This is a genomic window from Providencia sp. Marseille-Q8014, assembly GCF_965112055.1.
In genome coordinates this window covers 2,812,564-2,838,088 of sequence record NZ_CBCOPT010000001.1, presented here as the reverse complement: position 1 = coordinate 2,838,088, position 25,525 = coordinate 2,812,564, and the positions used below count along the sequence as shown (strand labels likewise).

Genomic DNA, 25,525 nt, shown 5'->3' with positions numbered 1-25,525 from the left:
AGAAGCCATCCTCAGACCTTGGATGAAGATGGTTCAGATTATTTTTAATATGGAGTCACAATGATAAAAAGGGTTTTTGCGATAGCTATGTTGTGTGCGGCTTATATGCCAGCGCAAGCCATGAAAGAATATCAGTTACAGTGTCCTGAAAGAGATGTGATGACAATACTCCATACCAATTATTTGATCACGACATTGAAGTGGGGCTCTAGTTTTATTATTTCTCATCCAACGGTTCGTTATAGCGATAATAATATCAAATATAAAATCTATAATTTTTTAAATGGAGATTCGTTAGTTAAAACAACAGGCGATAATAAGCATTACTATTTTGTTTATAAAAATGGTCACAAAGTAGAGTGTAATAAAATAAAGGAAACGGAATTAGAAATAACAAAATTACCAAGAGTGCATAATGTTGGGTAATTCATCGTCACCCAAGTGATGAGTGACGATGAGATGTGCTTATTGACGAGCGTCTAAGAGTTGTTGTGCGTTGTCTTTTGTGACAACAGTCCAAGGAATTTGATAACGTTTGTCTTTACCATCGTTCCACTGTAATTGATCTGCATACTGTTTCCAGATAGCAGACTTCGGTTGATAGCTATCACCTTTAACGGATTTCATGGCAATATCGATAGAGCCTTGCATTTGTGCGTTTGCATCTTGCAGGATAGATACCATTTCGCCATTTTGAACAGCAATGATGGCATCGGAAACCCCATCAACCCCGGCAATCGCAAAACTATTTACCTCAAGGCCCGCACCTTTGATTGCTTCGATTGCTCCCAGCGCCATTTCATCATTTTGCGCGATAACACCATTGATTTTGCCGCGATGTTTTTGTAACCAGTTTTCCATTAATGGCATCGCTTCTGCACGTGACCAGTTTGCAGTCTTGCGCTCTAATACTTTGATTTTACCTGGGCCACATTCTGCAATAGCTTTATCGTTACCTTCACCACGCTGGATTTCACCGCTACCCCCTTTAGGGCCTTCAATGATAACGACATTACCTTCACAGTTCATTTTCTCGAGGACATTTTTGGCTTCCATATAGCCACCTAAAACGTCATCTGAAACGACTTCCGCGGTCATTTTATCGGTATTAAGGCGTGCGTTAGTCACAATAACCGGGATTTTGGCATCATTTGCCATAGTGACGACATCAATGTTTGCTTCATAATCCATTGGATTGATGATAATCGCATCGGTCTTGGTCTGAATAGCCGTTTCTGCTTGGTTATTCTGTACCATCGGGTCATAACGGCCATCATAGACGGTAATTACTGCTTCACCGTCTTTAACCGCAGGGTGTTCTTTGGCCGCTTTTTCCATTAATTGCACGAATTCCGCTTTCATTCCATACATCAAAATAGCAATTTTGACGGGATCTTCTTTGGCGGCGATCGCCATATTACTGATAAATAATGCAGAGGTAAGAGCTGCAATTTTAGTCATTTTTTTCATTATAATACCTTTCACAGTTAGGGTTCAGTGTTGTTTTAATTAATCACGTCTTTGTTTACGTGAAGGGTCGAGCAGTACGGCAATGACGATCAAGGCGCCTTTAATAATTTGTTGGTAATAAGAAGGAACGCCCAATAAATCTAATCCATTGTTCATGACACCGATGATCAATACGCCAAAGAAAGTACCAACCAAGGTGCCTACACCACCAGACATACTGGTTCCACCGATAACAACGGCGGCGATGGCATCTAATTCATAAGCACCACCAGCACTGGTTTGTGCAGAACCCGTTCTTGCCGTTAAGATCAATCCGGCAATACCAGCTAACGCACCACACAGGGTGTAAACTAGGACTTTTACTTTGATGACACTGATACCTGATGTTCTTGCACTTTTAGGGTTTCCACCTACGGCATAAACATAGCGGCCGAATGTTGTTTTATTTAGCAGCACCCAAGCAAGTGCGAATATGACGATCAATAACACGACAGGTACAGGAATATCAAAGATGTAGCCGTTACCTAGCCACCTAAAGTCACTATTAAGTTGAGAAACAGGGTTACCGTCAGTGGTTAATAATGTTAAACCACGGGCTGCTGAGAGCATTCCCATCGTTACGATAAAGGGCTGGAGATTGAATTTAGCTAAAATAGTACCGTTAATCAGGCCACAGATAATACCGATGCCTAAGGCAATGATCATGGGCACCATCACGGCATTTGCAGTATCGCCAATCGATAAGCCAGCATTTGTTGTGGCAAAACGAGCAGCAACAATACCACTAAGAGCAAGAACAGAGCCGACTGATAAGTCAACACCAGCAGTAATAATAACGAAGGTCATCCCTATCGCTAAAATACCGTTAATGGATATTTGACGTAAGACAATCAGCATATTGTCTTGGCTAAGGAAATAGTTATTTGTCCATTCGCCGCGCGCCACTTGCACTTCACCAATAACAGCGACAATCAGGCAAAGAACAAAGAAAGCCATAATAATGCCGTACTTATGCATATTCTTCTTATTGCGAGCGAGAAAGGACATCCCCGGTGTTGGTGTAGAGTAAGTACTATTCATTGTTTTTCTCTTTATTATTTAAAATAAAAATCAATGTCACTGAATTAAACAGCAAGTTTCATTAATTCTGTCTGAGTTGCTTCAGCAGCAGAAAGTTCGCCAGCAAGCTCACCGTTACGGAAGACAATAATGCGATCGCTCATCCCGATAATTTCCGATAATTCGGAGGAGACCATGATGATCCCTTTACCTTTCAGAGCAAATTCCGACATATAACGATAAATCTCTTTTTTGGCGCCAACATCAATACCCCGAGTAGGTTCATCAAGTAACATCACTTCAGGGTCAAGCAGTGCCCAACGGCCTAGAACGACTTTTTGTTGATTACCGCCACTGAGATTTCCTGCCAGTTGATCGGCATCGGGGGTTTTAATGTTGAATAATTTGATCATGTCATCGGCGCGAGCTTGTTCTTTCTTCTCATTAATGAAACTGGCACGACTAATCTCTGAAAAAGAGGCGATGTTAATATTTTCATTAATTGAACGGCCTAACATTAAACCCGTTTCTTTTCTATCCTCAGTTACATAAGCAATACCAGCTTTGATCGCATCTTGAGGAGAGTGCTTGCCTAATTCAGTATTGTTAACTTTAATGGTTCCCGCAGAGGCGTGCTCAATACCGAAAATAAGATCGAGAAATTCACTTCGCCCTGAGCCGACAAGTCCATATATTCCCAGAATCTCCCCTTTTTTAAGGGTTAAACTGATATTTTTGATTTTATCGAGCCAACTTAACTGTTCGACAGTTAAGATCGTTTCATTGGTAGGCTGATTAAATTTGGCAAATTCATCTTTAAATTCACCACCAATAATATGTTCAATGAGCTGCTCACGTGTGATATCTGCAATTGCACCTTCTGTAATAAATGTGCCATCGCGGAAAATAGAAAAAGTGTCAGCAATTTGAAATATTTCAGAGAGACGGTGGGAAACATAAATAATCCCTTTCCCCATTTGCGCTAAACGAGTAATAACGTCAAAAATCTTTTGTGCATCTTCTTCACCAATTGCGGATGTCGGCTCATCCATAATGATGATATCAGCGTCAGAGTGAGACAGTGCTTTGGCTATCTCGACCAGCTGTTGTTCAGCAACACTGAGATTACGCACTTTTTCTGTGGGTGAGAGATCAAAATGCAAGTCTGCCATTAAATCAGCCGTTAGCTGATTCATTTTTTTGAAATCGACAAAGCCGAGCTTTTTAGGTTCGCGACCTAACCAGATATTCTCAGCAATGGTGAGATCAGGAATTGAGCTAAGCTCTTGTTGAACAATTGCAATGCCTGCATTAAGTGCATCTTTTGGTTGATGAAAATGGCAATGTTTGCCTTTCACTATGATGTCACCCGAATCAGGCTGGATGAACCCCATTAGGATACTTAAAAAGGTCGATTTGCCAGCGCCATTTCCGCCGCATAAAGCATGAATAGACCCTTTTTTCAGGCTAAATTGTGCATTTTTTAATGCCACTACAGGCCCAAATGATTTTTTAACCCCAGTGATATGTAAAAGTTCATCCGCTTGAATGTCCACTGAGTTTGTCATATTGCCACCTCTGGATATTCAGTTTGGAGTAACGAAAGGTAATCTTGATATAAACCTTCATAGCAAGATACGTTTTGGTTGTCGGGTATGACGAGTGTGCTCTCATCAAGATGCACAAATTGCCGACAAATTTTTTCTAATAATGCTGTTTTATCATCATGTTCAGTTAAGGTATCGCACCAGATAGCTTGAATTGCCGCGCCCAACGCCGCCGCTTCACTATTAGTGACGCAAATAACAGGAACATTCATAATATTTGCAACAATTTGACGCCATTTGGCACTTTTCGCGCCACCGCCAGTGAGACGAATTTCATGAGCATGTATTCCTTGTTTACGGAATAAATCAATACCAAAACGTAGGCCATAAGTTGCACTTTCAACAACGGCGAGGCTTAGGTTTTGAGCATTGAGATTGCTGCTATCAATATTATGAATACTGGCTTTAGCTTGCGGTAATTGTGGAACCCGCTCGCCATTAAAGAATGGCAACATTTTCAAACCATTAGCGCCAGGTTCGGTCTGTTCTAAGGCTTGATTAAAGCTCTTTAAATCAAGATTGAGGAATTTTTGTACTGCCGTGGTTGCTGAGGTCACATTCATTGTACAAATTAATGGTAACCAGCCATTTGTTGATGAACAAAAACCAGCAATCATCTCTGAATTTGCGACAACAGGCGTTTTCGAGTAGGTAAAGAGTGTGCCTGAAGTCCCCAAGCTCATTGTGATGATACCGGGTACAATATTGCCAGTGCCAATGGCTGCCATCATATTATCACCGCCACCAGTCGCCACTTTTGTTTGGCTCGATATGCCTAATCGACAAGCAATTTCCGGCAATACAGTACCAATACAGGTTTCAGCGGTAACCAACGGAGGAAGCGCTCGCTGTAAACGGCCTGAATCATCAATCAGATTGATGGTATGAGTATCCCATTCACGCGTGCGAATATTCAGTAGCCCAGTTCCTGATGCATCGCCAAATTCAGCAATACGAACACCCGTTAGCCAAAAATTAAGGTAATCATGTGGCAGCAACACCGTGTCTAATTGTTCCCAAAGTTCAGGATGATGTGTTTTTAGCCACAAAATTTTAGAAATGGTATAACCCGTTTGAGGCATTAACCCTAGTTGGGATAAAGCACCTTCTGTGCCACCTAATGCATCAACAATGTTTTGATTTTCTGCGGCCGTTTCAGTATCGCACCATAGTTTAACGGGGGCGATAACATGACCTTGACTATCGAGTGGAACAAAACCATGTTGTTGACCCGAAACGGCAACAGCAGCAATTTCTTTACCTTCAATTCCAGCGTTATTAATTGCTTGGTGAAATGCTATTTCCAGTGCATCTGTCCACCAAGAAGCATGCTGTTCACGGCGCCCAGATGCTTCGCTTATGAGAGGGTGAGGCGCGGAACCTTCACCCAATATTTGTGCGCTTTCGCTATCAACGATAACGACTTTAGTACTTTGCGTACCGCAATCGATCCCAGCATACAGTGTCATGTATTACTCCATTTCTAATACAATCTTAATATCGGTTGGGCGACCTTCGGCAGCGCGCTCATAAGCTTCAACACTGTCCTTAAACTTATAGGTTGCTGATAATAATGGTTTTACATTAAGTTTGCCGGCACTGAGTAAACGGATAGTACGTGGGTACATGTTTGCGTAACGGAAGATGGTTTTAAAGGTAATTTCTTTCGCTTGTGCAGACACGATATCTAAAGGTGCAGGATCGATTGGCATACCAACGAGCACAGCGGTTCCACCCGGCGCCATGTGTTCAGTGATGTTGGCAATAACGGCTTTGGCACCACTGCACTCAAACAGAACATTCACGCCATTACCTTCCGTCAATTCGTTAACTTTATCTGCGATGGCTTGGGTATCTTTACTGTTAATTGGGTGTAGCCCCGGATATTGCTTAGCAACTTCCAATTTTTTATCAAATAAATCACAGATAATAACGTCTGAACAGCCGCCAGCGAGCGCAGACAACGCGGTGATGATGCCGATGGTACCTGCACCAATAACGAGAGCGATATCACCGGGCTTAATTTCTGCTTTTGTCGCAGCTTGCATACCGATAGCAAGAGGTTCAACCATTGCGCCTTCAGCAAAAGAAACATTCTCAGGAAGCTTGAAGGTAAAGGCGGCTGGATGAATAACGCTTTCACGCAGACAACCGTCAATCGGCGGAGTTGCCCAGAATCGAACCGCAGGATCTAGGTTATAGAGGCCCGCACGTGATTGCATTGATTGTAAATTAGGAATGCCAGGCTCCATACAAACACGATCACCGACTTTTAAATGAGTGACATTTTTACCGACAGCGGTGATCACACCTGATGCTTCATGCCCTAGAATCATCGGTTTTTCAACGACAAATGGACCAATACGCCCATGTTGGTAGTAGTGAACATCACTACCGCAAATACCCACAGTATGAATTTTAATTTCGACGTCATCCTCACCGAGGACTTCAGGGCTTTGCCAATCCTGAATAGAAATTTTTCCTGCTTTTTCGAGTACTAATGCTTTCATGATTACCTCTGGCTCATTTCTATGGTATCGATATCATTTTAATGATGCGGATATTAGATCGAATTTTATTATTTTTATGTGATGTAGGTTGTAGTTTCATTAAATGAGTAGCATTTTTGTAAATGCAAGGGGGGAAATAGGCTAGTGGATCACATTTTTTGTAACCATGATGCCGCTATAATGTTATCGGTATCATTAAGGAGATTCATCTGATGAATAAAGCACAATATCAACAGCAAGTCGTTAATTTCCTAGAGAAAGCACAACTGCGTATCACTGAAGAAGAAAAAGCACGTATTGAGATTGCGAGTTTTGGATTACCTGATTATCCTCGTTCAGGCTTACAACTATTAACTTATTGTAATAACGAACGTTATTGTGCTAAAGAATTGGTTCTTTTTCCTGATCAAGTGTGCCCAGAACATCGGCACCCACCGTTCGGCTCTTCAATCGGTAAGCAAGAAACCTTTCGTTGTCGTTGGGGGGAGGTGTACTTGTTTGTTGATGATGACTCATTAACATTGAATGAAAATGAATCAGGTGAACCCATTTGTCATAAACCGGAAGGGGATGAGCAATGGTATCAATGTAACCGTTTTATTCTATTGAAGCCGGGGGAGCAGTACACCATCAAACCGAATACACTACACTGGTTTAAAGCGGGTAGCATGGGGGCGGTAGTGTCAGAGTTTTCCAGCGAAAGCCGTGATGAGTTCGATATTTTTACGGATCCTAGAGTACGTCGTTTAGAAGGTATTGAATAATATTGTGGGTTTTACATGACTGAAACGATTAAATGATACTATAATGGTACGAAATGATACTTAATTTAATAAGGAGATGAAATTGGCAGAGCATAAGTCACAGAAAGTGACGTTAGAAAACGTAGCGGCACTTGCTAATGTAAGTAAAATTACAGCATCTCGTGCTTTTTCTCAGCCAGATAAAGTTCATCCCGAGACGTTGAAAAGGATTTTAGAAGCGGCGGATAAAATCGGTTATGTTGTTAATGCGGTTGCTCGTAATCTACGTGCGAAATCATCAAAAACGATAGGCATCGTTACCCCTGATATGGGAAACCCCTTTTTCGGGGGGTTAGCGAAATTGATGACACAAGAAGCCTATCAAGTCGGTTATGATACATTAGTTTTTGACTCTTACGAATCGAAAGAAAATGAAGCGCGAATCATTGAAAAACTGATTGGTTACAATGTGGATGCGATTATTCTTTCGGTTGTTTCTTCTGACCGTTTTTATCAGCCCGCTTACTTTAAGCAACTTGAACTGCTTAATATTCCCGTTATCCTTGTTGATCGGGAAGTGGATATTAAACAATGTAGTGGTGTCTACATCGATAATTTAGATTGTGGGCTGCAAGCAGGGCGTTTTATCCAATCGCAGGATGCAAAAAGTGTTGTTATCGTATCAGGGCCTGAAGATTCAAATGTTGCCCGCGATAGGGTGACAGGGCTGAAAGCCGCTTTACAAGGTAGTGTTAATCATGTTGAGATTTTATATGCGGATTTTCTGATGGATGAAGCCTATAAGATTACAGATAGTTATCTTCAAAAAAATAAATCTCCCGATTTTTTTGTTGGTTGTAATAACCAAATTTCGTTAGGAATTATTAAGGCTTGTATTAAAAATCAAATATCATTGCGAGATGATGTTTCATTGTTCAGCATTGATGAAGTTTCTTATTCATCAATCTATGGTTTTAACTTCCCTTGTATTTCACACGATTTGCAAGAAATATCGTGGCAAGTGATTAATATGGCGGTGAGAAGAGCATCGGATGAAACGGCAAAACCTGCAAAGGTTATTGTTAGAGGGAAGCTTACGAATACATTTTAAACGCTATCTATTCGCGACGAGTGGGTATTATGCATTGTTATTCGATGACTTACCCACTGCGACAGGTATGGCATCTCTGTTTCATCGTGGCTATTAGAGTTAGCAATGTTATGATACTTTGAGCGTATCAGAGCCACTATCACTATTAAGTATCTGTAAGATGAAAGATCGCTACGAAGTCAAATTTTCACTTTCTATTTCTGAAATAAGAAAGATCCAAAAACAGATAAAAGAATATCAAAGAATTGAAATCGCTAAGCCTTATCAGTGGGTACTCTATTTAGCAAAGATCGGTTTATACAGCCTGAGTATTGGTGGCCTATTCATTATTTTTATCGTGTTATCTCTGCTAATGTTATCAACAGATATCGATCCTGAAATAGCACGGTTACAGAGAATGAGCTGGTTAGGCTTGGCTTTGGTTGTTGTTGCATTATTCGCATTTTTTCTATCTCAAAAGTTAGAAAATTATTTTATGAAAAAATATGAAAATAAAGAACAGAATGATGAAACCTATCTACGTCATATCAAAATAAATCGATATTTTATTGAGTTCATCCAAGATAACAGTAGTTATAAAGTGTTTTGGCCGCGAGTAAAAAAAGTCAAACGAGATAACGAACTGATATTTTTACAAACCAGTGACAACGATTTTATTATTTTTCCTATTCGTGCTGTTTCATCAATAGAAGAGTTTAATCAACTCTATCAGTTTATGAGTACACAAATAAAGCATCACATCACTCAGCCGTGAGGCGTTGAGTTCAACAGCACAGCACATTTTTTCCGTTATTTGATAAATGTTTTGAATATACTGACTACGACTTTTATCAATGCTTATATAGGATTTTTATGGCTATCGAATATCGCAATCTGCATACATCCCAATTATCACAAGATGAAAAAGAGAGGCTTTATCACTTGCTTGTGGAAGGCTTTGAAGGGGATTTTACGCATGATGATTTTGCACATACTCTCGGTGGAATGCATGTGGTTGCCTTTGACCAACAAAAAATGGTTGGCCATGTTGCGATAATTCAGCGTCATATGGCAATCAATGAAGCGCCTATTTCTGTTGGTTATGTTGAAGCTATGGTGGTTTTACATGACTATCGACGTCAAGGGATTGGGCGACAATTGATGTTACAAACGAATAAAATCATTGGTTCATGTTATCCGTTAGGTTTGTTATCGGCTTCGGAAGAAGGAGAGAAATTGTATCATTCGGTTGGCTGGAGAGTATGGAAAGGCAAACTATTCGAATTAAATCAAGGCCACTATATCCGCTCTATTGAAGAAGAAGGTGGGGTTATGGGCTGGAAAGCTGATGGTGAAATTGATTTGAGTGCTTCACTGTATTGTGATTTTCGCGGCGGTGATCAATGGTAATTAATCAGCAGAGTTGGGTTTGTAGAATAATTGCTCATTAGGTAAGAGCCAACCACATGTTATGGATAATTAAAATCGGAATTACTGTTGAGATATACTATTTGACAAGCAGAAAGATATACTTAAAATATGACTTTCTATTGGTCTAAAAGACTCGTAAGCGTTTACGTTAATCAACGCATATAACTTTGTTATGCAACAGTTATATGCTGTTGTATGCGTGTAATTTGGAGTCTATAGAATGTCATTAGAAAATAAAAATACAATTTTGGGGATCCCCAAACTTCCTACCAGAGCTTTGATTTTTCTTATTCCTTTTTTCTTATCATTAGTGATGAGCGGTATTGTTTCTTTTATTAGTATTGTAAAAGCCTTGGGCTTGAATAGTGAAATATTCGCACCTTGGTTAAGTTCTTGGTTGTTATCATGGATGATAGCTTTTCCGACAGTATTAATTGTTTTACCGCTAGCGAAAAAAGTGTCTTTATTTTTTGTTAAAAGCTAATGACTTTGCCATCTTTATGTAAGATGGCATATCATTAACGTCATATTACTGAATCATATTCTCTTCTTGTGGTAAGGCCGATTTAGGTAAGCCAAATATTTTGTCAAAAGCCCAATTAAAGAAGAAAGTATAAATAGGAATAAATATAATTAACGCAAAATCGAGTATTAAGGCTTGCAGCAAACTAACCGATAACCACCATGCAATAAGTGGAATTAAAAAGACCACTAAGGTTAGCTGAAATAAAATTGCATGGGCAAACCGTCGACGGAATGTCCTGATCCTCGATTTTTGTTTTGACTCCCAATATTCGAATGCGGTATTGAAAATAAAATTCCAGCTCACGGCAATCGTCGTGATAACAAGCGCTAATGGCCCTGTGGTTTCTGCCGAATTACCAGAAAGAAAGGCAAGTGCCAGTGATGAAATTAACCAGCCAATCACTTCATAGGCGGTAATAAAAACGACTTTTCGTTTGATACCTTGCATTTTTTATCCTACATACTGTGTGTTTTAGTCTGGTAAATTAAATCAACATTGATGATAATAAAAGTCAGCTAATATCAATATAATTGAAAGGTTGGATATGCCATTTAATAGCGAAAATCTCACTATCTTTTTGACTGTACTGGAGAAAGGCTCATTTTCGGCTGCTGCAAGAGCGTTGCATCGAGTTCCCTCTGCGGTGAGTATGGCGATCGCTAATTTGGAAGCTGAGTTGGGTTTTTTGCTGTTTGAAAGGCATACTAGAGAACCTAAGCCTACTGAAAAGGCCCTTTCTCTAGAGCCTTATGCGCGTACCATTGTCGATAATCTGCGGCAGTTAAATGTTTTTTCGCGAGAGTTAACACAAGGGGTGGAAAGCATCTTAACTATCGGGATTGTAGAAGGCATTAACCCCAATTTATTATTTGATTCATTGAAAACATTGAGTCAGCGTTATCCTTTAATGCACGTCGAGTTAATGACGGCCCCCCAAGATGACATTCTGTCGTTATTACACCAGAACCGCCTACACCTTGCGATTGCCTTTGGTGGTATTTCTGTTAACGCTCAAGAACAATTCCAATGTATTGGTTATGAATTGTTGGTTGCAACCATTTCAGCGGCTCATCCATCGATTAAACAGGCATCTTCTTTATATATGGAAGATCTTGTTCAAACTCGGCAGATTGTCATAACCAGTTTTGAACATGAGTTGAGTGATATTCGTGCCGTTGTGGCAAGTAATTATTGGCGAACGGATAACTTTGCAATGGCATTAGGTTTAGTTGAAGCCGGAATGGGGTGGGGTAACTTACCAATTTCATTAATTAAAGATAAGTTAAAACACGGTACGCTTAAGCGATTAGAGTTTAAAAATACGCCAAATGGGTTAGAGTTACCGATTCATATAGTTTGTTTAAAAGGGCAGGTATTAAAACGCGGTGCACAGGAATGTATCGAATTATTAAAGTCAAATAATCAAGTCATCAAAGTTCCTCGTGTTTGAGCCCTAGACCCTACGCTAGAGAATATTATTATGTCATTAAAAATTATTGGTTTGTTTTTCTTAACTGCGTTAGCTGAAATTGCAGGTTGTTATTTCCCTTATTTGTGGATGAAAAAACAAGCTGGTGCATGGGTATTATTACCTGCGGCGCTGTGCCTTATGGTGTTTGTGTGGTTACTGACGCTCCACCCTGAGTCTAGCGGCAGAATTTATGCAACTTATGGCGGAATTTATATTGCTACAGCATTATTATGGTTACGTGTGGTGGATGGCATCTCTCTAACGACAACCGATTGGATTGGTGCGCTGGTGGTATTTATTGGTGCTGGAATTATTATTAGCGGTTGGAAATAAAGTTAAATTAATTTGACATAAAAATGTAAATTTTAGTTATGGGAATAGAGTGCTTTTTTATTATTAATAAATTTTTTTAATATAGAAGGCGTGTCAGAGTAGAGATGGTTTAGTGAATACTGATAAGGAAAACTTAATTTAAATTAAGTAAGCGTTTATTATTGAGGCAAGTGTTATACGCTAAAAATTGATCCTGACTTTGTTTTTATATTTAATGTGTTTTCTTGTTATTTGATCTGTATCATTATTTTAAAATATTACTCTATTAGTAGTATATTTAATTGAGGATTAACTACTCAGTTAATATTAATTTACCTTTTATTTTCACATTCATTGATTTTAGGCAATATATAATTATCATACGTTGATATTCTCCCTCCGATTTATACAATAAATATAAAGAGGGAAGCAATGAACGTCAGTCGCAGAAAGTTTTTTAAAATCTGTGCCGGCGGGATGGCAGGTACGACAGTAGCTGCGTTAGGTTTTATGCCTTCAATGGCAATGGCTAATGTACGTGAATATAAATTACTCAGGTCTAAAGAGACTCGTAATACTTGTACTTACTGTTCTGTAGGTTGTGGATTATTAATTTATAGCATGGGCGATGGTGCCATGAATGCTAAATCTGCTATTTTCCATGTTGAAGGGGACCCTGATCATCCTGTCAATCGAGGAGCTTTATGCCCTAAAGGGGCTGGGCTACTGGATTATATCCATAGTGAAAACCGCTTACGTTATCCTGAATATCGCGCGCCAGGTTCTGATAAATGGCAACGCATCAGTTGGGATGATGCCTTTACCCGCATTGCACGGTTAATGAAAGATGATCGTGATGCCAATTTCATCGAAAAAAATGAACAAGGTACAACAGTAAATCGTTGGTTATCGACGGGGATGCTTTGTGCATCAGCGGCAAGCAACGAAACGGGTATGTTAACTCAGAAATTTGCACGTTCCCTCGGCATGTTAGCCGTCGATAACCAAGCACGTGTCTGACACGGACCAACGGTAGCAAGTCTTGCTCCAACATTTGGTCGCGGTGCGATGACCAACCACTGGGTTGATATTAAAAATGCGAATGTTGTTGTTGTGATGGGCGGAAATGCTGCGGAAGCTCACCCTGTTGGGTTCCGTTGGGCGATAGAAGCGAAGAATAACAATGATGCGACACTGATTGTGATCGATCCGCGTTTCACTCGTACGGCATCTGTGGCCGATCACTACATACCAATTCGCTCAGGTACTGATATTACTTTCTTATCAGGGGTTCTGCTATATCTGATTGAAAATAATAAAATTAATGCGGAGTATGTTCAACACTATACCAACGCAGCGTTGTTGGTCAGAGATGATTTCAGCTTTGAGGATGGTTTATTTAGTGGTTATAACGCGGAAAAACGTGCTTATGACAAAACGACATGGAACTACCAATTTGATGAAAATGGTCACGCACTACGTGATGACACGCTACAAAACCCACGTTGTGTATGGAACTTACTGAAGCAGCATGTTTCTCGTTATACACCTGAAATTGTAGAACAAATTTGTGGTACACCGAAAGATGACTTCTTGAAAGTTTGTGAAATCTTAGCTTCAACAAGTGTGGCGGATAGGACAACGACTTTCTTGTATGCATTAGGTTGGACCCAACATACGGTTGGCGCGCAAAATATTCGCACAATGGCGATGATCCAATTGCTATTGGGTAACATGGGAATGGCAGGTGGCGGAGTCAATGCGCTACGTGGACACTCAAACATCCAAGGTCTTACCGATTTAGGCTTGTTATCGACTAGCTTACCTGGCTATCTCACTTTGCCATCTGAAAAAATGCTGACGGTAGAGAGTTATTTGGCCGCGAATACGCCAAAAGCCACTTTACCTAATCAGGTTAACTATTGGAGTAATTATCCAAAATTCTTTGTTAGCTTGATGAAGTCTTTCTATGGTGATGCGGCACAAAAAGATAACCAATGGGGTTATGACTGGTTACCAAAATGGGATCAAGCTTATGATGTGATGAAGTATTTTGACATGATGAGCAAAGAACAAGTCAATGGCTATATTTGCCAAGGCTTTAACCCTGTTGCGTCATTCCCAGATAAAAACAAAGTGGTTAGCTGCTTAAGTAAACTGAAGTATTTAATTGTTGTTGACCCACTCGTCACTGAAACGGCTAACTTCTGGCAAAACCATGGTGAAATGAATGATGTTGATACGGCATCCATTCAAACTGAGGTATTCCGTTTGCCATCAACATGTTTTGCTGAGGAAGATGGTTCGATCGCTAATTCAGGCCGTTGGCTACAGTGGCACTGGAAAGCCGCAGATGCACCTGGTGAAGCACGTAATGATGGTCAAATCCTAACCGGCATTTTGTATAAAATCCGTGAGCTTTATGAGCAAGAAGGTGGTCAGGGTCGTGACCCGCTTATGCAGATGCGTTGGGATTACAAGCGCCAATTCCATCCAGAATCAGAAGAAGTAGCCAAGGAAAATAACGGTATTGCATTGGCTGACCTCTATGATGCGGATGGTAATTTGCAAGCGAAAAAAGGCGAGCTACTCAGTTCTTTTGCGTTATTACGCGATGATGGTTCTACGGCATCATCTTGCTGGATCTATACAGGTAGCTGGACAGAAAAAGGCAATCAGATGGCAAATCGTGATAATAGCGACCCATCTGGCATTGGTAACACATTAGGCTGGGCTTGGGCATGGCCACTCAATCGTCGCGTCATTTATAACCGTGCTTCTTGTGATACACAAGGTAAGCCATGGGATAAAAAACGCATCTTGATTGAATGGAATGGCAAAAAATGGGTCGGTAATGATATTCCTGACTTCAATGCTTCTGCGCCTGAAGTAGGAACTGGACCATTTATTATGCAACCGGAAGGTTTAGGTCGTTTGTTTGCGATTGATAAAATGGCGGAAGGTCCATTCCCTGAGCATTACGAACCATTTGAAACGCCATTAGGAACTAACCCGTTGCACCCGAATGTGGTTTCAAACCCAGCAGCACGTATTTTTGAGGAAGATAAAAAACGCCTCGGAAATCACGAGCAATTCCCTTATGTCGGTACCACTTATCGTTTAACTGAACATTTCCATACATGGACTAAGCATGCTCGTTTGAATGCGATTGTACAGCCTGAGCAATTTGTGGAGATTAGCGAAACTCTGGCAAAAGCGAAAGGCATCGTGAATGGCGATAAGGTTAAAGTCAGCAGTAAACGTGGCTTCATTAAAGCGGTGGCTGTGGTCACTCAACGATTGCAGACATTAATGGTGGATGGCAAACCGATCGAAACGGTCGGGCTACCTATCCATTGGGGCTTTGAAGGTGCAACCCAAAAAGGGTTTATTACGAATACATTAACTCCATCTGTTGGTGACGCGAACTCTCAAACTCCTGAGTATAAAGCGTTTTTAGTTAATATCGAGAAGGCGTAAGGGAGGGAACGAATGCAATCTCAAGACATTATTAAACGTTCCGCGACCAATAGCATTACGCCTCCCCCACAGGCGCGTGATGATAAGTTTGAAGTTGCGAAACTGATAGATGTGACATCCTGTATTGGTTGTAAAGCCTGTCAGGTTGCGTGTTCAGAATGGAACGATATTCGTGATGAAGTCGGTCATTGCGTTGGTGTTTACGATAACCCAATGGATTTGAGCGCGAAATCATGGACCGTGATGCGATTTAGCGAAACCACTGAAAATGGCAAGCTAGAGTGGTTAATTCGTAAAGATGGTTGCATGCATTGTACGGACCCTGGGTGTTTAAAAGCCTGTCCGTCGGCGGGAGCAATCATTCAATACGCAAATGGTATCGTGGACTTTCAATCTGAGCACTGTATTGGTTGTGGGTATTGTATCGCGGGTTGCCCGTTCAATATCCCGCGTTTAAATCCAAAAGATAACCGTGTTTATAAATGTACACTGTGTGTGGATAGGGTTGCGGTAGGGCAAGAGCCTGCTTGTGTGAAAACTTGTCCAACAGGCGCGATCCATTTCGGTACCAAAAGAGAAATGCTGGAGTACGCTTCCGAACGTGTTGATAAGCTACAAAAACGTGGTTTTAAAAATGCGGGGATCTATGATCCAGAAGGTGTTGGCGGTACTCATGTAATGTATGTGCTACAACATGCGGATAACCCAGAGTTATATCATGGTTTACCGAAAAATCCGCAAATTGATACCCCAATTAACCTGTGGAAGGCGGTGTTAAAACCACTTTCAGTGGTGGGCTTTATTGCCACTTTTGCAGGGCTAATTTTCCACTATGTTGGAATTGGTCCTAATAAAGAAGTGGATGATGAAGAGGAGGAAGATGGTCATGAGTAAAAAGAGCAAAATGATTGTTCGGACAAAATTTATTGACCGAGCATGCCACTGGACCGTGGTTATCTGCTTCTTTTTAGTTGCTTTGTCAGGGATTGCCCTATTTTTCCCAACATTGCAATGGCTGACAGAAACCTTCGGAACGCCGCAAATGGGACGGATTCTGCATCCTTTCTTTGGTGTATTAATTTTTGTGGTGTTGATGTTTATGTTTTTCCGTTTTGTGAAACATAACATTCCGGATAAACAGGATTTACCTTGGATTAAGAACATCGTTGAAGTTTTAAAAGGTAATGAACACCATGTAGCGGATGTGGGAAAATATAACGCTGGGCAAAAAATGATGTTTTGGAGCATTATGAGTATGATTTTTGTACTCTTAGCGACTGGCATCATAATATGGCGTCCTTATTTTGCGCATATCTTCCCAATGTGGATGGTTCGCTGGAGCTTATTTATTCATGCAGCAGCAGCCATCATCTTAATTCATGCCATTTTGATCCATATGTACATGGCTTTTTGGGTTAAAGGGTCGATTAAAGGCATGGTAGAAGGTAAAGTCAGCCGACGTTGGGCGAAAAAACATCACCCTCGTTGGTATCGTGAAGTTGAAGCGAAAGAGGCGGAAGCGGAAAAAAACCAACCGTAAGCTTATAAACTGCCGTTATTTGAGCCACCGTCATTTTATGCGGTGGCTTTTTTGTATGTTTTTTTGCTAATGTTCTTTATCACGAGTGTTGTCATAGGAAAAATAATGCGGGCTGATCAATATATTGCGTACTGTTTTGTGAGGGCAATGAAGCGGGAAAAAGATATTTTATTATTGCAAAAAATGTCTTATGTGAAACATTGGGTATTATGTAACCAAGCGGGTGTTGAGGTTATCAGAACGGTAGAAATTACATATTTCCTTGATAAATTACGCGATTATCTGGATGGAATGATAAGCAAACAGGTTTATTTCAATCAACAACAACAGATCGTCATCGCGGATGGTGATGTATGTGTAAAATTGTTTACTTTGGAATGGACGGGAGAAAATGCAGTTTTAATTGAGACAGTGGCGGAACAATCCATATCGTCATTGCAAAATGAAAGACATAATCAACAGGCATTTTTAAAGACGCTACAAGAAATTGAACGGCTAGCAATGCAAATTGGGGAAACAGGTTTTGCCGCTATTTTTAGATCACAAGCAGAAAAACTACTAAAACCAGTTAAAAATAATGAAATGCTTTGTGAATGCTTATTTGATGTGGCTTGTGGTGCTTGGGTTTTTGGTGGGATGGGCTCATGGAATGATTCAGCGCCTTTTTTAGCTTATGAAAAAGGCTTAGAACCTGAGTATGATAAGCTAACTCACCAATTATACCATCATATTCAGCATGCTCTCCGTTATTCAGCAAATCATTGTGATGTGAGCACCGAGAGCTAAAAAACGCACATTTTCTGAAAAGTTTTCATTAAAATCATCCTATTTTAGGGTGGTGGTTTTCATTAATTTGCGGTACCTAATGGTATTTTTTAATTTCTAAACCAATAAACGAAAAAATAATAATCACTTGCAAACCATAACAAAAGAGTACAACGATGAGTATAGAATCTGTTAGAAAGTTTATCGCCCAACATGCTCCTGATATTGAGATTATTGAGACTGACGGGGTGACAGCCACTGTTCAGCAAGCCGCACTTGTTCATAATGTCGAGCCTAATCAGATAGCGAAGACCCTATCACTAAAAGTAAAAAATGAGGTTATCCTTGTCGTGTGTGCAGGAGAGGCTCGTTTGGATAATCAAAAGGTCAAACAGGCTCTCGGTTCGAAAGCAAGAATGCTCAGAGCGGATGAGGTGATGGAGTTAACCAGCCACCCTGTTGGGGGTGTTTGTCCTTTTGGTTTGCCTTCAGCGTTAGCGGTATATTGTGATATATCGCTACAACAATATACTGAGGTACTACCTGCCGCAGGGTCGGTTAACAGTGCATTACGTATTTCACCTCAGCGCATGTTAGAACTTACTCAAGGTTCTTGGATCGATATTTGCCAATAATGATGGATTAATTTGATAAATAAGGGTTTTGTAGACGATATAATACATGCTCTTGTAGCCAATGGCCTTCAGGGAGGGCGGGATGAGCAAAGTTTTCAGGGTCTTTCGTCATGCCCAATTTTTTCATCACGCCCTCAGAAGGTGTGTTAGCGACCGCGGTGAAAGCAACGATCTCATTTAATTTCAGTTGATTAAAAGCAAACTGAATTGCAGCTTGAGCCGCTTCAATGGTATAACCTTGTCGCCAATATTGAGGACGTAATCGCCATCCAATTTCGGTACACGGCGAGAAAGGAAATTGATATTCGGGAATATTTAGACCAACAAAACCAATTAATTCATGTGTCGACTTTAATTCAACAGCCCACAATCCCCATCCTCCTTGGCTGGCAAATCGCGCCATAATCGTATCCATAAAGTGATCGCTTTGTGATTTATTTAATACGAAAGGAAAATAACGCATGACTTCAGGGGAATTATTCATTTCAAAAAACAGCGCTTTGTCTTGTTCAGTCCAGCCACGTAGAAGTAAGCGGGGAGTTTCAAGTGTAATAATTGACATATAAAAGCCTTATATTATTTTGTGTGTAGCCTCAGATGAAGAATGGGGAAGGGATTACCTTCACCATCTTTTTCTGAGCGTGCAAATTGCCTAAATCCCATATGCTGGTAAAAACCAATGGCCTGTGGATTTTGCTCATTCACATCAACGTCAGTAATTGCGAGTTGCTCAATAGCAAAACGAAGTAATTGTTTGCCGATCCCTGAACCTCGATGAGATTGTGAAATAAATAGCATCTCTAGTTTATTTTGGTCAACACCGATAAACCCAGTTATTTTATTATCTTCAGTAACCGCAACATAGACTGAGAGTTGCGGTAAATACTCTTTATAGATGGCGACTTTTAATTTCTGTAACGTTGCTTCAGGTAAAAAATCGTGTGTTGCTCTGACGGATGACTCCCAAACATCAATAATTTCATTGTATTGTGATGGGGTAGCGGCTTGAATTCTCATCGGAGTAAACTCCTAATTTGGTGAATAGAATATTGTCAGTCGTTGCGGTTAATATCAACCATGCCTTTATAGGGTTTCGCTAATATTCTTGGTTGAAGCGATTATAACAATAAATAGCCATTAATGACCTCGCTTAGTTCTTATTTCGTAGTGAAGTCTGTTTTTGAGATATTAATCGCAGAAAAAAAAGTCAGTTACTTCATTATAAGATAGCAGTAAATTCAACTAGAAATAGGAATAAGTTATTTATTTTACAATAAATTAATGTCATGCGACAAAATACAACAACAAAATGGTAGGGGTATTTCGATGAAATATAAGGTTTTAACACTCTGTTTATCTGCTGCACTATTGGCGCCAATCGCTCCTGCATTTGCAAATACCGATAATGCTGAAAATATGCAACTCGACCAAGTATTATTATTAAGTCGCCATAATTTACGAACACCTATTGTTAATACGGGGATCTTAACGGAAGTTACCGATAAAAAGTGGCCTGCATGGGATGCGAAGAGTGGGTATTTAACGACAAAAGGCGGCGCACTTGAAGTTTATATGGGGCATTATTTTCGGGAATGGGCGGATGAAAAGAAGTTACTCGCCGATGAATTATGCCCAACGAGTAATGAAGAATTATTTGTTTATACAAATAGCTTGCAAAGAACAATTGCGACAGCACAATTTTTCACCGCGGGTGCATTTCCCGGTTGTACTGTGAAAATTCATCATCAACCTGAAATTGGCACCATGGATCCCGTCTTTAATCCTATTATTACTAACGATAGCTCTGAGTTTAAGCAAAAAGCCTTATTAGCGATGGAAGAGCATTTAAAACAGCTCAACCTGAAACCAGGATATGATGAGCTAGATACTGTTCTTGATATTAAAAACTCGCCAAAATGTAAAACGGATAAGCTGTGTGAACTTTCATCACAAGATAATCGTTTTATTATTGAGGCTAATAAAGAGCCAGGTGTAGCTGGGGCGCTTAAAATTGCGAACTCAGCAGTCGATGCGATCGATTTGCAATATTATGAAGGGTTCCCAGAAAAACAAGTTGCATGGGGAATGGTAAATACAGCAGATAAATGGCGTAAGCTAAACACGTTAAAAAATGGCTATCAGGAAACTTTATTCTCTCCTAAATTAATTGCTAAAAATGTTGCTCATCCTTTATTAAATTACATTAATAAAGGCTTCGTTTCTGTCGATAAAGGAGAAACGGCAAAATTTATTATGCTGGTTGGTCATGATTCAAATATTGCTTCCTTAATGTCAGCCATGGATTTCAATCCGTACCAATTGCCAGAGCAATATGAATATACCCCAATTGGTGGAAAATTAGTTTTCCAACGTTGGCATGATAAGAGTGATAATAAAGATTATGTGAAGGTGGAATATGTTTATCAAACAGCAGATCAACTTAGAGATAATAGCTACCTTTCTTTAGAAACCCCACCTAAACACGTCACGTTATCTATGAAAAATTGCCCTATCGATAAGAACGGTTATTGTTCTTGGGAAGATTTTCAAAAAGTGATGCAATCTGCATTAGCGCAATAATGGTTTTATTGATACGCACTAGCCCGTGATAAAAGCGGGCTTTTTACTTTATTGAATCATTATCGTGTTGCGTTAAGTCGATAGTCAATGCGGCTTAACGATACTCAATTTAGCGAGTTATTAGCGAGTACTGGCGACTTGAAGAATGGCAACTCTCGTTGTTATTATGGCTGTTTATTAGCGGAATTCACGGATAAATTATATAGCATGGACATTCAACTACTGCACTTAAATCAAATAGACTGTAATGACATTATCGCACTCAATACGCATCCTCTCGTATTAGCACACATGCCTCTTGGAGATGACCAGTTTGATGAGCCATTTTGCCACCAATGGGTTAAGCAAAAAGAGCAACACTGGCATACACATGGATTTGGTGTATGGGCATTGGTTGTTGATGGTAGGTTTATTGGATGGGGAGGGTTTCAAGATGAAAATGGAGATGCTGATTTAGCGTTAGTATTACATCCAGATTATTGGGGGTGCGGTAAAAAAATCGTGAATAAAATGCTTGAACAAGCGGTGACTCATATGTCATTACCCTCAATAACCATTCATCTTCCACTCAGTCGTAAAAAACTGGGGGCTATTTACCGTTATGGTTTTGTGGAAGAAGGTGAAGTGAGTTTTGATGGGGTCATTTTCAAACGATTTAGATTGAAATTAGCCGAACTATCTAAGAAAAAACCCTGCTAGAAAGCAGGGCGTGAAAGCCACGAAAATGTTTATGAGGCTTCAATCTAACCTATAATCTTGTGTAATAGTCTTATAAATTGTGTGTATTTATTATCTCTTGAATTGGTCTTAAAGAGATGATCTCAATAAGATTAAAATCCAAACATTTCACTAAAAATGTTATTTTTTACTACCCTATATTTCAGCGGATCACCAAAACAGATGTTTTTGCGTAACGTACGACTGATGCAGCATTAGAGCCGAGTAAATAGGTAGACATGCTTGGGTGGCGAGAACCAATTAAAATGATATCTGCATTGATCTCTTCGGCGATAGCCAAAATTTCATCCTTAACTGAACCTACAGAGGATGTAACATGTACCTTATCAGCAGGGATAGCAAAGCGTTTTACTTTCTCTTTTAATTCATTGAGGATGATTTCCGCTTGTTTTTCATCATCGGGAAAATCGCCAGGAAGAATGGTTCCACCGTAGCGTAAATAGTTAGAAATGGGAGCACTAACAGCGAGAAAATGCACTTCGGCATTATTTAATTTCTGGATGGCAGTAACATGAGGGATGACAAGGTCGGTAAGTGCGTCTTCACTAACATCAATCGGAACTAGAATCGTTTTGTACATAAATCCTCCTTTTTGTCTTTTATTTTATAAGTTTAGAACATTTCCATGCATATTGAAATTAATCATTACTATTTTAAAGACAATGAACTATTTAGACTTAAATGGAGCAGATAGTGGGGGAGTAGGATGAAAAATAGAGAGGAGTATTATCAGGAAAATATAATATATCTAATCCACAACTCATAACGAATTTCGCTAGAGTTGTGGCACGATTTGGTATCAATTATTTTTTACAAGCTTCTTTTAAACCGCCTTTGCAGGCTTGACTCAAGTATTGTTTGGCTGCTTTATCATCTATTTCGATACCTTCACCATTTTCATACATTTTTCCGACTTGAAATTGTGCTGGTGGATATTTTTTATCGGCAGATTTTTTAAACCAGTCAAAAGCCACGATATAATTTTGTTTAACACCGATCCCTTGATAATAAATTTGCCCCATATAATTTTGAGCTTCGGGATTACCTTGGTTGGCAGATTTTTCAAACCATTGAATCGCAGTTTCAATATTAGGCTCAACACCGTTACCATTTAAGTACATATCGCCTAAAAAAAGCTGTGCATCTGCACTGCCTTTATTAGAGGCCATGGTTAACCATTTTTTAGCTTTCGGGTAGTCCTTCTTAACTTCATTTCCCAAGTAGTAGCCGATACCCAGCATGACTTGAGCTTTGATGTCACCTTTTTGAGCCTCTTTTTCAACCAATTTGATCGTTTCGTTAGAGACAGCGGCAAAGCTTGAATGCATCGAAATAATGAAAAGTAAAATGAATGAATAGATTTTATACATAATGTTGTGAATATCTTATATTGTGTCAGTGAGCAAGGTAAAGGTGGTTGTACGCGCTATGTTAAGATGATAGTCCAAACAAATAACAACATCATTAACACTCAGGATTAGCGTTAGCAACAAAATTTTACTTTAAATACTTTACGTCTCTAGGCATAGAATATCAATGTGTTTTAGTTTTTTATCTCACTTTGCTAACGCTTTTTAAAATAAGAATGTGCGTAAAGTTGTTTTTATCTCGTTCATTATCGTAATTTACTAGTTTTAGGTGTGTGTTATGCAGGGTTAGTATTGTAGTGAACGGATGTATTTTTATTTATAGGAAAATCCTGCTTTTTTAAAGAGGCAATTTCGTTGTTCTATTTTAAGAAAGTGCGATCGGTATCTCATACTCGTTAAGAATAGAACTATCACACGGTGATAGGCGTATAAAGTGAGGTTCTTCCTATTATAAGGGGTTAATTAACGTGAAATCCTGATAATGCTAATCCCCCTACAATATCTAGAGGGTACTAGCGATTTATTTATTGCTGTTGATTACCAGTGATTAGTCACCATCATTAGCCCGGGTATGGCGCAGGTAACAATACCAACGAGTAGTGTTAACGTACCTAGATGATTAATTTTAATATTCAGTGAGAATGTACAAAAAAACAGTAACCATAATATTGCCCATACTAACCAGAGCACAACCATGCGAATATCTGAACTGGCATAATAGGCATAAAATAAGGCATTAAAAAAGACAAAAAGACAATACCATCCAAATAATTTACCCGATAAGGAATATATTTTCACAAAACTTAAAAATAGATAAGTGAAGGTAAATAGCATAGATTGTGCTATTGCAGTGTAGGCTATACTCTCTTTAGCATTGATCATTAAAATGATATTACCAATTAAACAAAAACAACCAATAATACCATTAAATATTCCCGTTTCTTTATCATCATATCCTTTTATAATTGCGATTCCATTTATACTCAAAACACTACCAATAAAAATAAGTAATATCCCCTCCATCGTTCACCTCTTAATGATAAATTGATTATTATCGACAGTGAGCACTATATGCATTGAGTGCTCATTATTGAATATCGCTCTTGCGACTAAAGGTTCTATATGTATCTTAAAAATACGCTTTATATCTCTTACACCATAACGTGGGTCACACATTGAATTTATTTTCACTTTTGCTAAAACATCGAGTGTGATATTAATTGAATACTGTACTATTCTTTGATTAAGATTGGATAATTGCATATCAATTATTTTAATCGCTTGTTCAGAGGTTATTTTCTTAAAGCTTATTTTTCTATCTATTCGATTAATAAATTCGGGGTCAAACTGTTTTTCAAGTAATGAGATGATTTTATTATCATAGCTCTTTTTTGACCATAACTTAGTTATACCCTGTTTTTCATTTAAAATATCTTTAGACCCTAAATTAGACGTCATAATAATTATTGTATTTTTGAAGTTAATCGTTTTTTGGCCATTGGCAAGTTCTAATTCTCCAGTATCAAGAATATTCAGTAATGTTCTGATGACGCTTTTGCTGGCTTTTTCGATTTCATCAAATAATACAATGCCAGGAGTATTATAGCTGCCCTCTATTTTATCAGTATCAAATAACGAGTAGGACTCTTTACTTCCTGAATAACCTGGTGGTGCACCTGATAAAGAGGCTGCATAGTGATCTTGAGATAAAGTATTCATGTTTATTCGGCAATAATGCGCTTTACCATTATTGATTGCCTTCGCTAAAGCAATGACTGTTTCTGTTTTTCCTACCCCAGTTGGTCCTAAGAATAACAATGTAGTTAATGGTCTATTGGGATCAAATATATTGGTTTTAATGCAATAAAGAATATCTTTTAGCTGAGTTAATACTTCATCTTGCCCAATGATAGTTTTTTCAATATTCTCGATAACATTTTCTGGGTCAAAGATAAAACGAAAATGTCCTTTCTCTATTTTTAGAGATGAAGTGTTTTTTTCTTGAAGGTTCGATGCTAACATATCATTGATAAAAGGCATGTTTGTTCCTAATTAATGATAATGGATAAAGTAGTAATTCAAGAACAGCAGTGTATTTCTATTAATCATGCAAGTTGCTATTTATATAATATTTGGCTAATAGAGATGCCAAATACTCTCCATTTATCCTTGATGTAGAAAATTAATAGCAAGTATTA

General features: G+C 39.1%; 27 protein-coding genes. 15 read left to right on the top strand and 12 right to left on the bottom strand.

Features of this window, described 5'->3' with window-relative positions:
* Window positions 1–60 precede the first annotated feature (60 nt).
* Window positions 61–426, top strand: a complete 366-nt coding sequence (locus ACWPW6_RS12570; protein WP_196712947.1) for a hypothetical protein — start codon at window positions 61–63, stop codon at window positions 424–426.
* 39 nt (window positions 427–465) lie between these two features.
* Here the strand turns inward: ACWPW6_RS12570 and ACWPW6_RS12565 are convergent, their stop codons facing one another.
* The 5 genes from ACWPW6_RS12565 to ACWPW6_RS12545 all read right to left on the bottom strand — a co-directional run bounded on the left by ACWPW6_RS12565 (window position 466) and on the right by ACWPW6_RS12545 (window position 6,646).
* Window positions 466–1,416 (bottom strand): substrate-binding domain-containing protein, encoded by a 951-nt coding sequence (locus tag ACWPW6_RS12565; RefSeq protein WP_375097499.1) that lies wholly within the window; start codon window positions 1,414–1,416, stop codon window positions 466–468.
* 93 nt (window positions 1,417–1,509) lie between these two features.
* Window positions 1,510–2,550, bottom strand: coding sequence for an ABC transporter permease (locus tag ACWPW6_RS12560; RefSeq protein ID WP_154622946.1), 1,041 nt, complete (start codon window positions 2,548–2,550; stop codon window positions 1,510–1,512).
* A 44-nt stretch (window positions 2,551–2,594) separates the two neighbouring features.
* Window positions 2,595–4,097: a sugar ABC transporter ATP-binding protein gene (locus ACWPW6_RS12555; protein ID WP_154622947.1), complete on the bottom strand. Its 1,503-nt coding sequence runs from the start codon at window positions 4,095–4,097 to the stop codon at window positions 2,595–2,597.
* Window positions 4,094–5,605, bottom strand: a complete 1,512-nt coding sequence (gene xylB / locus ACWPW6_RS12550) for a xylulokinase (protein WP_196712948.1) — start codon at window positions 5,603–5,605, stop codon at window positions 4,094–4,096. The genes ACWPW6_RS12555 and xylB overlap by 4 nt, the downstream gene beginning before the upstream one ends.
* Window positions 5,606–5,608: 3 nt before the next feature.
* On the bottom strand, window positions 5,609–6,646 hold the full coding sequence (locus tag ACWPW6_RS12545; RefSeq protein ID WP_249999046.1) for an NAD(P)-dependent alcohol dehydrogenase: 1,038 nt from the start codon (window positions 6,644–6,646) through the stop codon (window positions 5,609–5,611).
* 212 nt (window positions 6,647–6,858) lie between these two features.
* Between ACWPW6_RS12545 and ACWPW6_RS12540 the strand changes: the two genes are divergently transcribed.
* From ACWPW6_RS12540 to ACWPW6_RS12520, 5 genes are all read left to right on the top strand, one after another.
* A complete protein-coding gene (locus ACWPW6_RS12540; RefSeq protein WP_196712949.1) occupies window positions 6,859–7,410 on the top strand; it encodes a D-lyxose/D-mannose family sugar isomerase in 552 nt (183 codons plus the stop codon).
* Window positions 7,411–7,486: 76 nt separating this feature from the next.
* The gene (locus tag ACWPW6_RS12535) at window positions 7,487–8,500 is read left to right on the top strand and encodes a LacI family DNA-binding transcriptional regulator (RefSeq protein ID WP_195848154.1); all 1,014 of its coding nucleotides are present in this window, start codon (window positions 7,487–7,489) and stop codon (window positions 8,498–8,500) included.
* Between the two features lie 160 nt (window positions 8,501–8,660).
* Window positions 8,661–9,254 carry a YcxB family protein gene (locus tag ACWPW6_RS12530; protein WP_249999044.1) on the top strand — a complete coding sequence of 198 codons (594 nt, stop codon included), beginning with the start codon at window positions 8,661–8,663 and terminating at the stop codon, window positions 9,252–9,254.
* Between the two features lie 98 nt (window positions 9,255–9,352).
* Window positions 9,353–9,889 carry an aminoglycoside N-acetyltransferase AAC(2')-Ia gene (gene aac(2')-Ia, locus ACWPW6_RS12525; protein WP_249999042.1) on the top strand — a complete coding sequence of 179 codons (537 nt, stop codon included), beginning with the start codon at window positions 9,353–9,355 and terminating at the stop codon, window positions 9,887–9,889.
* A 241-nt stretch (window positions 9,890–10,130) separates the two neighbouring features.
* Window positions 10,131–10,394 (top strand): DUF2798 domain-containing protein, encoded by a 264-nt coding sequence (locus ACWPW6_RS12520; protein WP_154622954.1) that lies wholly within the window; start codon window positions 10,131–10,133, stop codon window positions 10,392–10,394.
* Between the two features lie 45 nt (window positions 10,395–10,439).
* Here ACWPW6_RS12520 and ACWPW6_RS12515 read toward each other — a convergent pair whose 3' ends face one another.
* Complete coding sequence (locus ACWPW6_RS12515) at window positions 10,440–10,883, bottom strand: PACE efflux transporter (protein ID WP_154622955.1); 444 nt, start codon at window positions 10,881–10,883, stop codon at window positions 10,440–10,442.
* 97 nt (window positions 10,884–10,980) lie between these two features.
* On the opposite strand from ACWPW6_RS12515, the gene ACWPW6_RS12510 reads away from it, so the two are divergent.
* The 7 genes from ACWPW6_RS12510 (at window position 10,981) to ACWPW6_RS12480 (ending at window position 18,639) form a co-directional block, all read left to right on the top strand.
* Window positions 10,981–11,886, top strand: coding sequence for a LysR family transcriptional regulator (locus ACWPW6_RS12510; protein WP_249999040.1), 906 nt, complete (start codon window positions 10,981–10,983; stop codon window positions 11,884–11,886).
* A 30-nt stretch (window positions 11,887–11,916) separates the two neighbouring features.
* Window positions 11,917–12,240, top strand: a complete 324-nt coding sequence (locus ACWPW6_RS12505; RefSeq protein WP_249999039.1) for a YnfA family protein — start codon at window positions 11,917–11,919, stop codon at window positions 12,238–12,240.
* A gap of 411 nt (window positions 12,241–12,651) precedes the next feature.
* Complete coding sequence (gene fdnG / locus ACWPW6_RS12500) at window positions 12,652–15,699, top strand: formate dehydrogenase-N subunit alpha (RefSeq protein ID WP_154624643.1); 3,048 nt, start codon at window positions 12,652–12,654, stop codon at window positions 15,697–15,699.
* A gap of 12 nt (window positions 15,700–15,711) precedes the next feature.
* On the top strand, window positions 15,712–16,593 hold the full coding sequence (gene fdxH, locus ACWPW6_RS12495) for a formate dehydrogenase subunit beta (RefSeq protein WP_154624642.1): 882 nt from the start codon (window positions 15,712–15,714) through the stop codon (window positions 16,591–16,593).
* Window positions 16,586–17,239: a formate dehydrogenase-N subunit gamma gene (fdnI, locus tag ACWPW6_RS12490; RefSeq protein WP_196712953.1), complete on the top strand. Its 654-nt coding sequence runs from the start codon at window positions 16,586–16,588 to the stop codon at window positions 17,237–17,239. The genes fdxH and fdnI overlap by 8 nt, the downstream gene beginning before the upstream one ends.
* A gap of 105 nt (window positions 17,240–17,344) precedes the next feature.
* Window positions 17,345–18,025, top strand: coding sequence for a hypothetical protein (locus tag ACWPW6_RS12485; protein ID WP_249999035.1), 681 nt, complete (start codon window positions 17,345–17,347; stop codon window positions 18,023–18,025).
* A 155-nt stretch (window positions 18,026–18,180) separates the two neighbouring features.
* A complete protein-coding gene (locus ACWPW6_RS12480; RefSeq protein ID WP_249999034.1) occupies window positions 18,181–18,639 on the top strand; it encodes a YbaK/EbsC family protein in 459 nt (152 codons plus the stop codon).
* Between the two features lie 7 nt (window positions 18,640–18,646).
* On the opposite strand, the gene ACWPW6_RS12475 is transcribed toward ACWPW6_RS12480, so the two are convergent.
* Both ACWPW6_RS12475 and ACWPW6_RS12470 read right to left on the bottom strand, forming a co-directional pair.
* Window positions 18,647–19,201 carry a GNAT family N-acetyltransferase gene (locus ACWPW6_RS12475; protein WP_249999032.1) on the bottom strand — a complete coding sequence of 185 codons (555 nt, stop codon included), beginning with the start codon at window positions 19,199–19,201 and terminating at the stop codon, window positions 18,647–18,649.
* Window positions 19,202–19,215: 14 nt separating this feature from the next.
* Window positions 19,216–19,656 carry an acetyltransferase gene (locus ACWPW6_RS12470; RefSeq protein ID WP_154624637.1) on the bottom strand — a complete coding sequence of 147 codons (441 nt, stop codon included), beginning with the start codon at window positions 19,654–19,656 and terminating at the stop codon, window positions 19,216–19,218.
* Between the two features lie 309 nt (window positions 19,657–19,965).
* Here ACWPW6_RS12470 and agp point away from each other — a divergent pair, with 309 nt between their 5' ends.
* Complete coding sequence (gene agp, locus ACWPW6_RS12465) at window positions 19,966–21,219, top strand: bifunctional glucose-1-phosphatase/inositol phosphatase (protein ID WP_163862415.1); 1,254 nt, start codon at window positions 19,966–19,968, stop codon at window positions 21,217–21,219.
* A gap of 87 nt (window positions 21,220–21,306) precedes the next feature.
* Window positions 21,307–21,918 (top strand): GNAT family N-acetyltransferase, encoded by a 612-nt coding sequence (locus ACWPW6_RS12460; RefSeq protein ID WP_230085906.1) that lies wholly within the window; start codon window positions 21,307–21,309, stop codon window positions 21,916–21,918.
* Window positions 21,919–22,099: 181 nt separating this feature from the next.
* On the opposite strand, the gene ACWPW6_RS12455 is transcribed toward ACWPW6_RS12460, so the two are convergent.
* The 4 genes from ACWPW6_RS12455 to ACWPW6_RS12440 form a co-directional block, all read right to left on the bottom strand.
* A complete protein-coding gene (locus ACWPW6_RS12455) occupies window positions 22,100–22,537 on the bottom strand; it encodes a universal stress protein (RefSeq protein ID WP_154624635.1) in 438 nt (145 codons plus the stop codon).
* A gap of 223 nt (window positions 22,538–22,760) precedes the next feature.
* Entirely contained in the window at window positions 22,761–23,327 is a 567-nt protein-coding gene (locus tag ACWPW6_RS12450; protein ID WP_154624634.1) for a tetratricopeptide repeat protein, read from the bottom strand.
* 537 nt (window positions 23,328–23,864) lie between these two features.
* Window positions 23,865–24,350, bottom strand: a complete 486-nt coding sequence (locus tag ACWPW6_RS12445; RefSeq protein ID WP_154624633.1) for an AmiS/UreI family transporter — start codon at window positions 24,348–24,350, stop codon at window positions 23,865–23,867.
* A gap of 3 nt (window positions 24,351–24,353) precedes the next feature.
* Window positions 24,354–25,367: an AAA family ATPase gene (locus tag ACWPW6_RS12440; RefSeq protein ID WP_249999030.1), complete on the bottom strand. Its 1,014-nt coding sequence runs from the start codon at window positions 25,365–25,367 to the stop codon at window positions 24,354–24,356.
* Window positions 25,368–25,525: the final 158 nt, after the last annotated feature.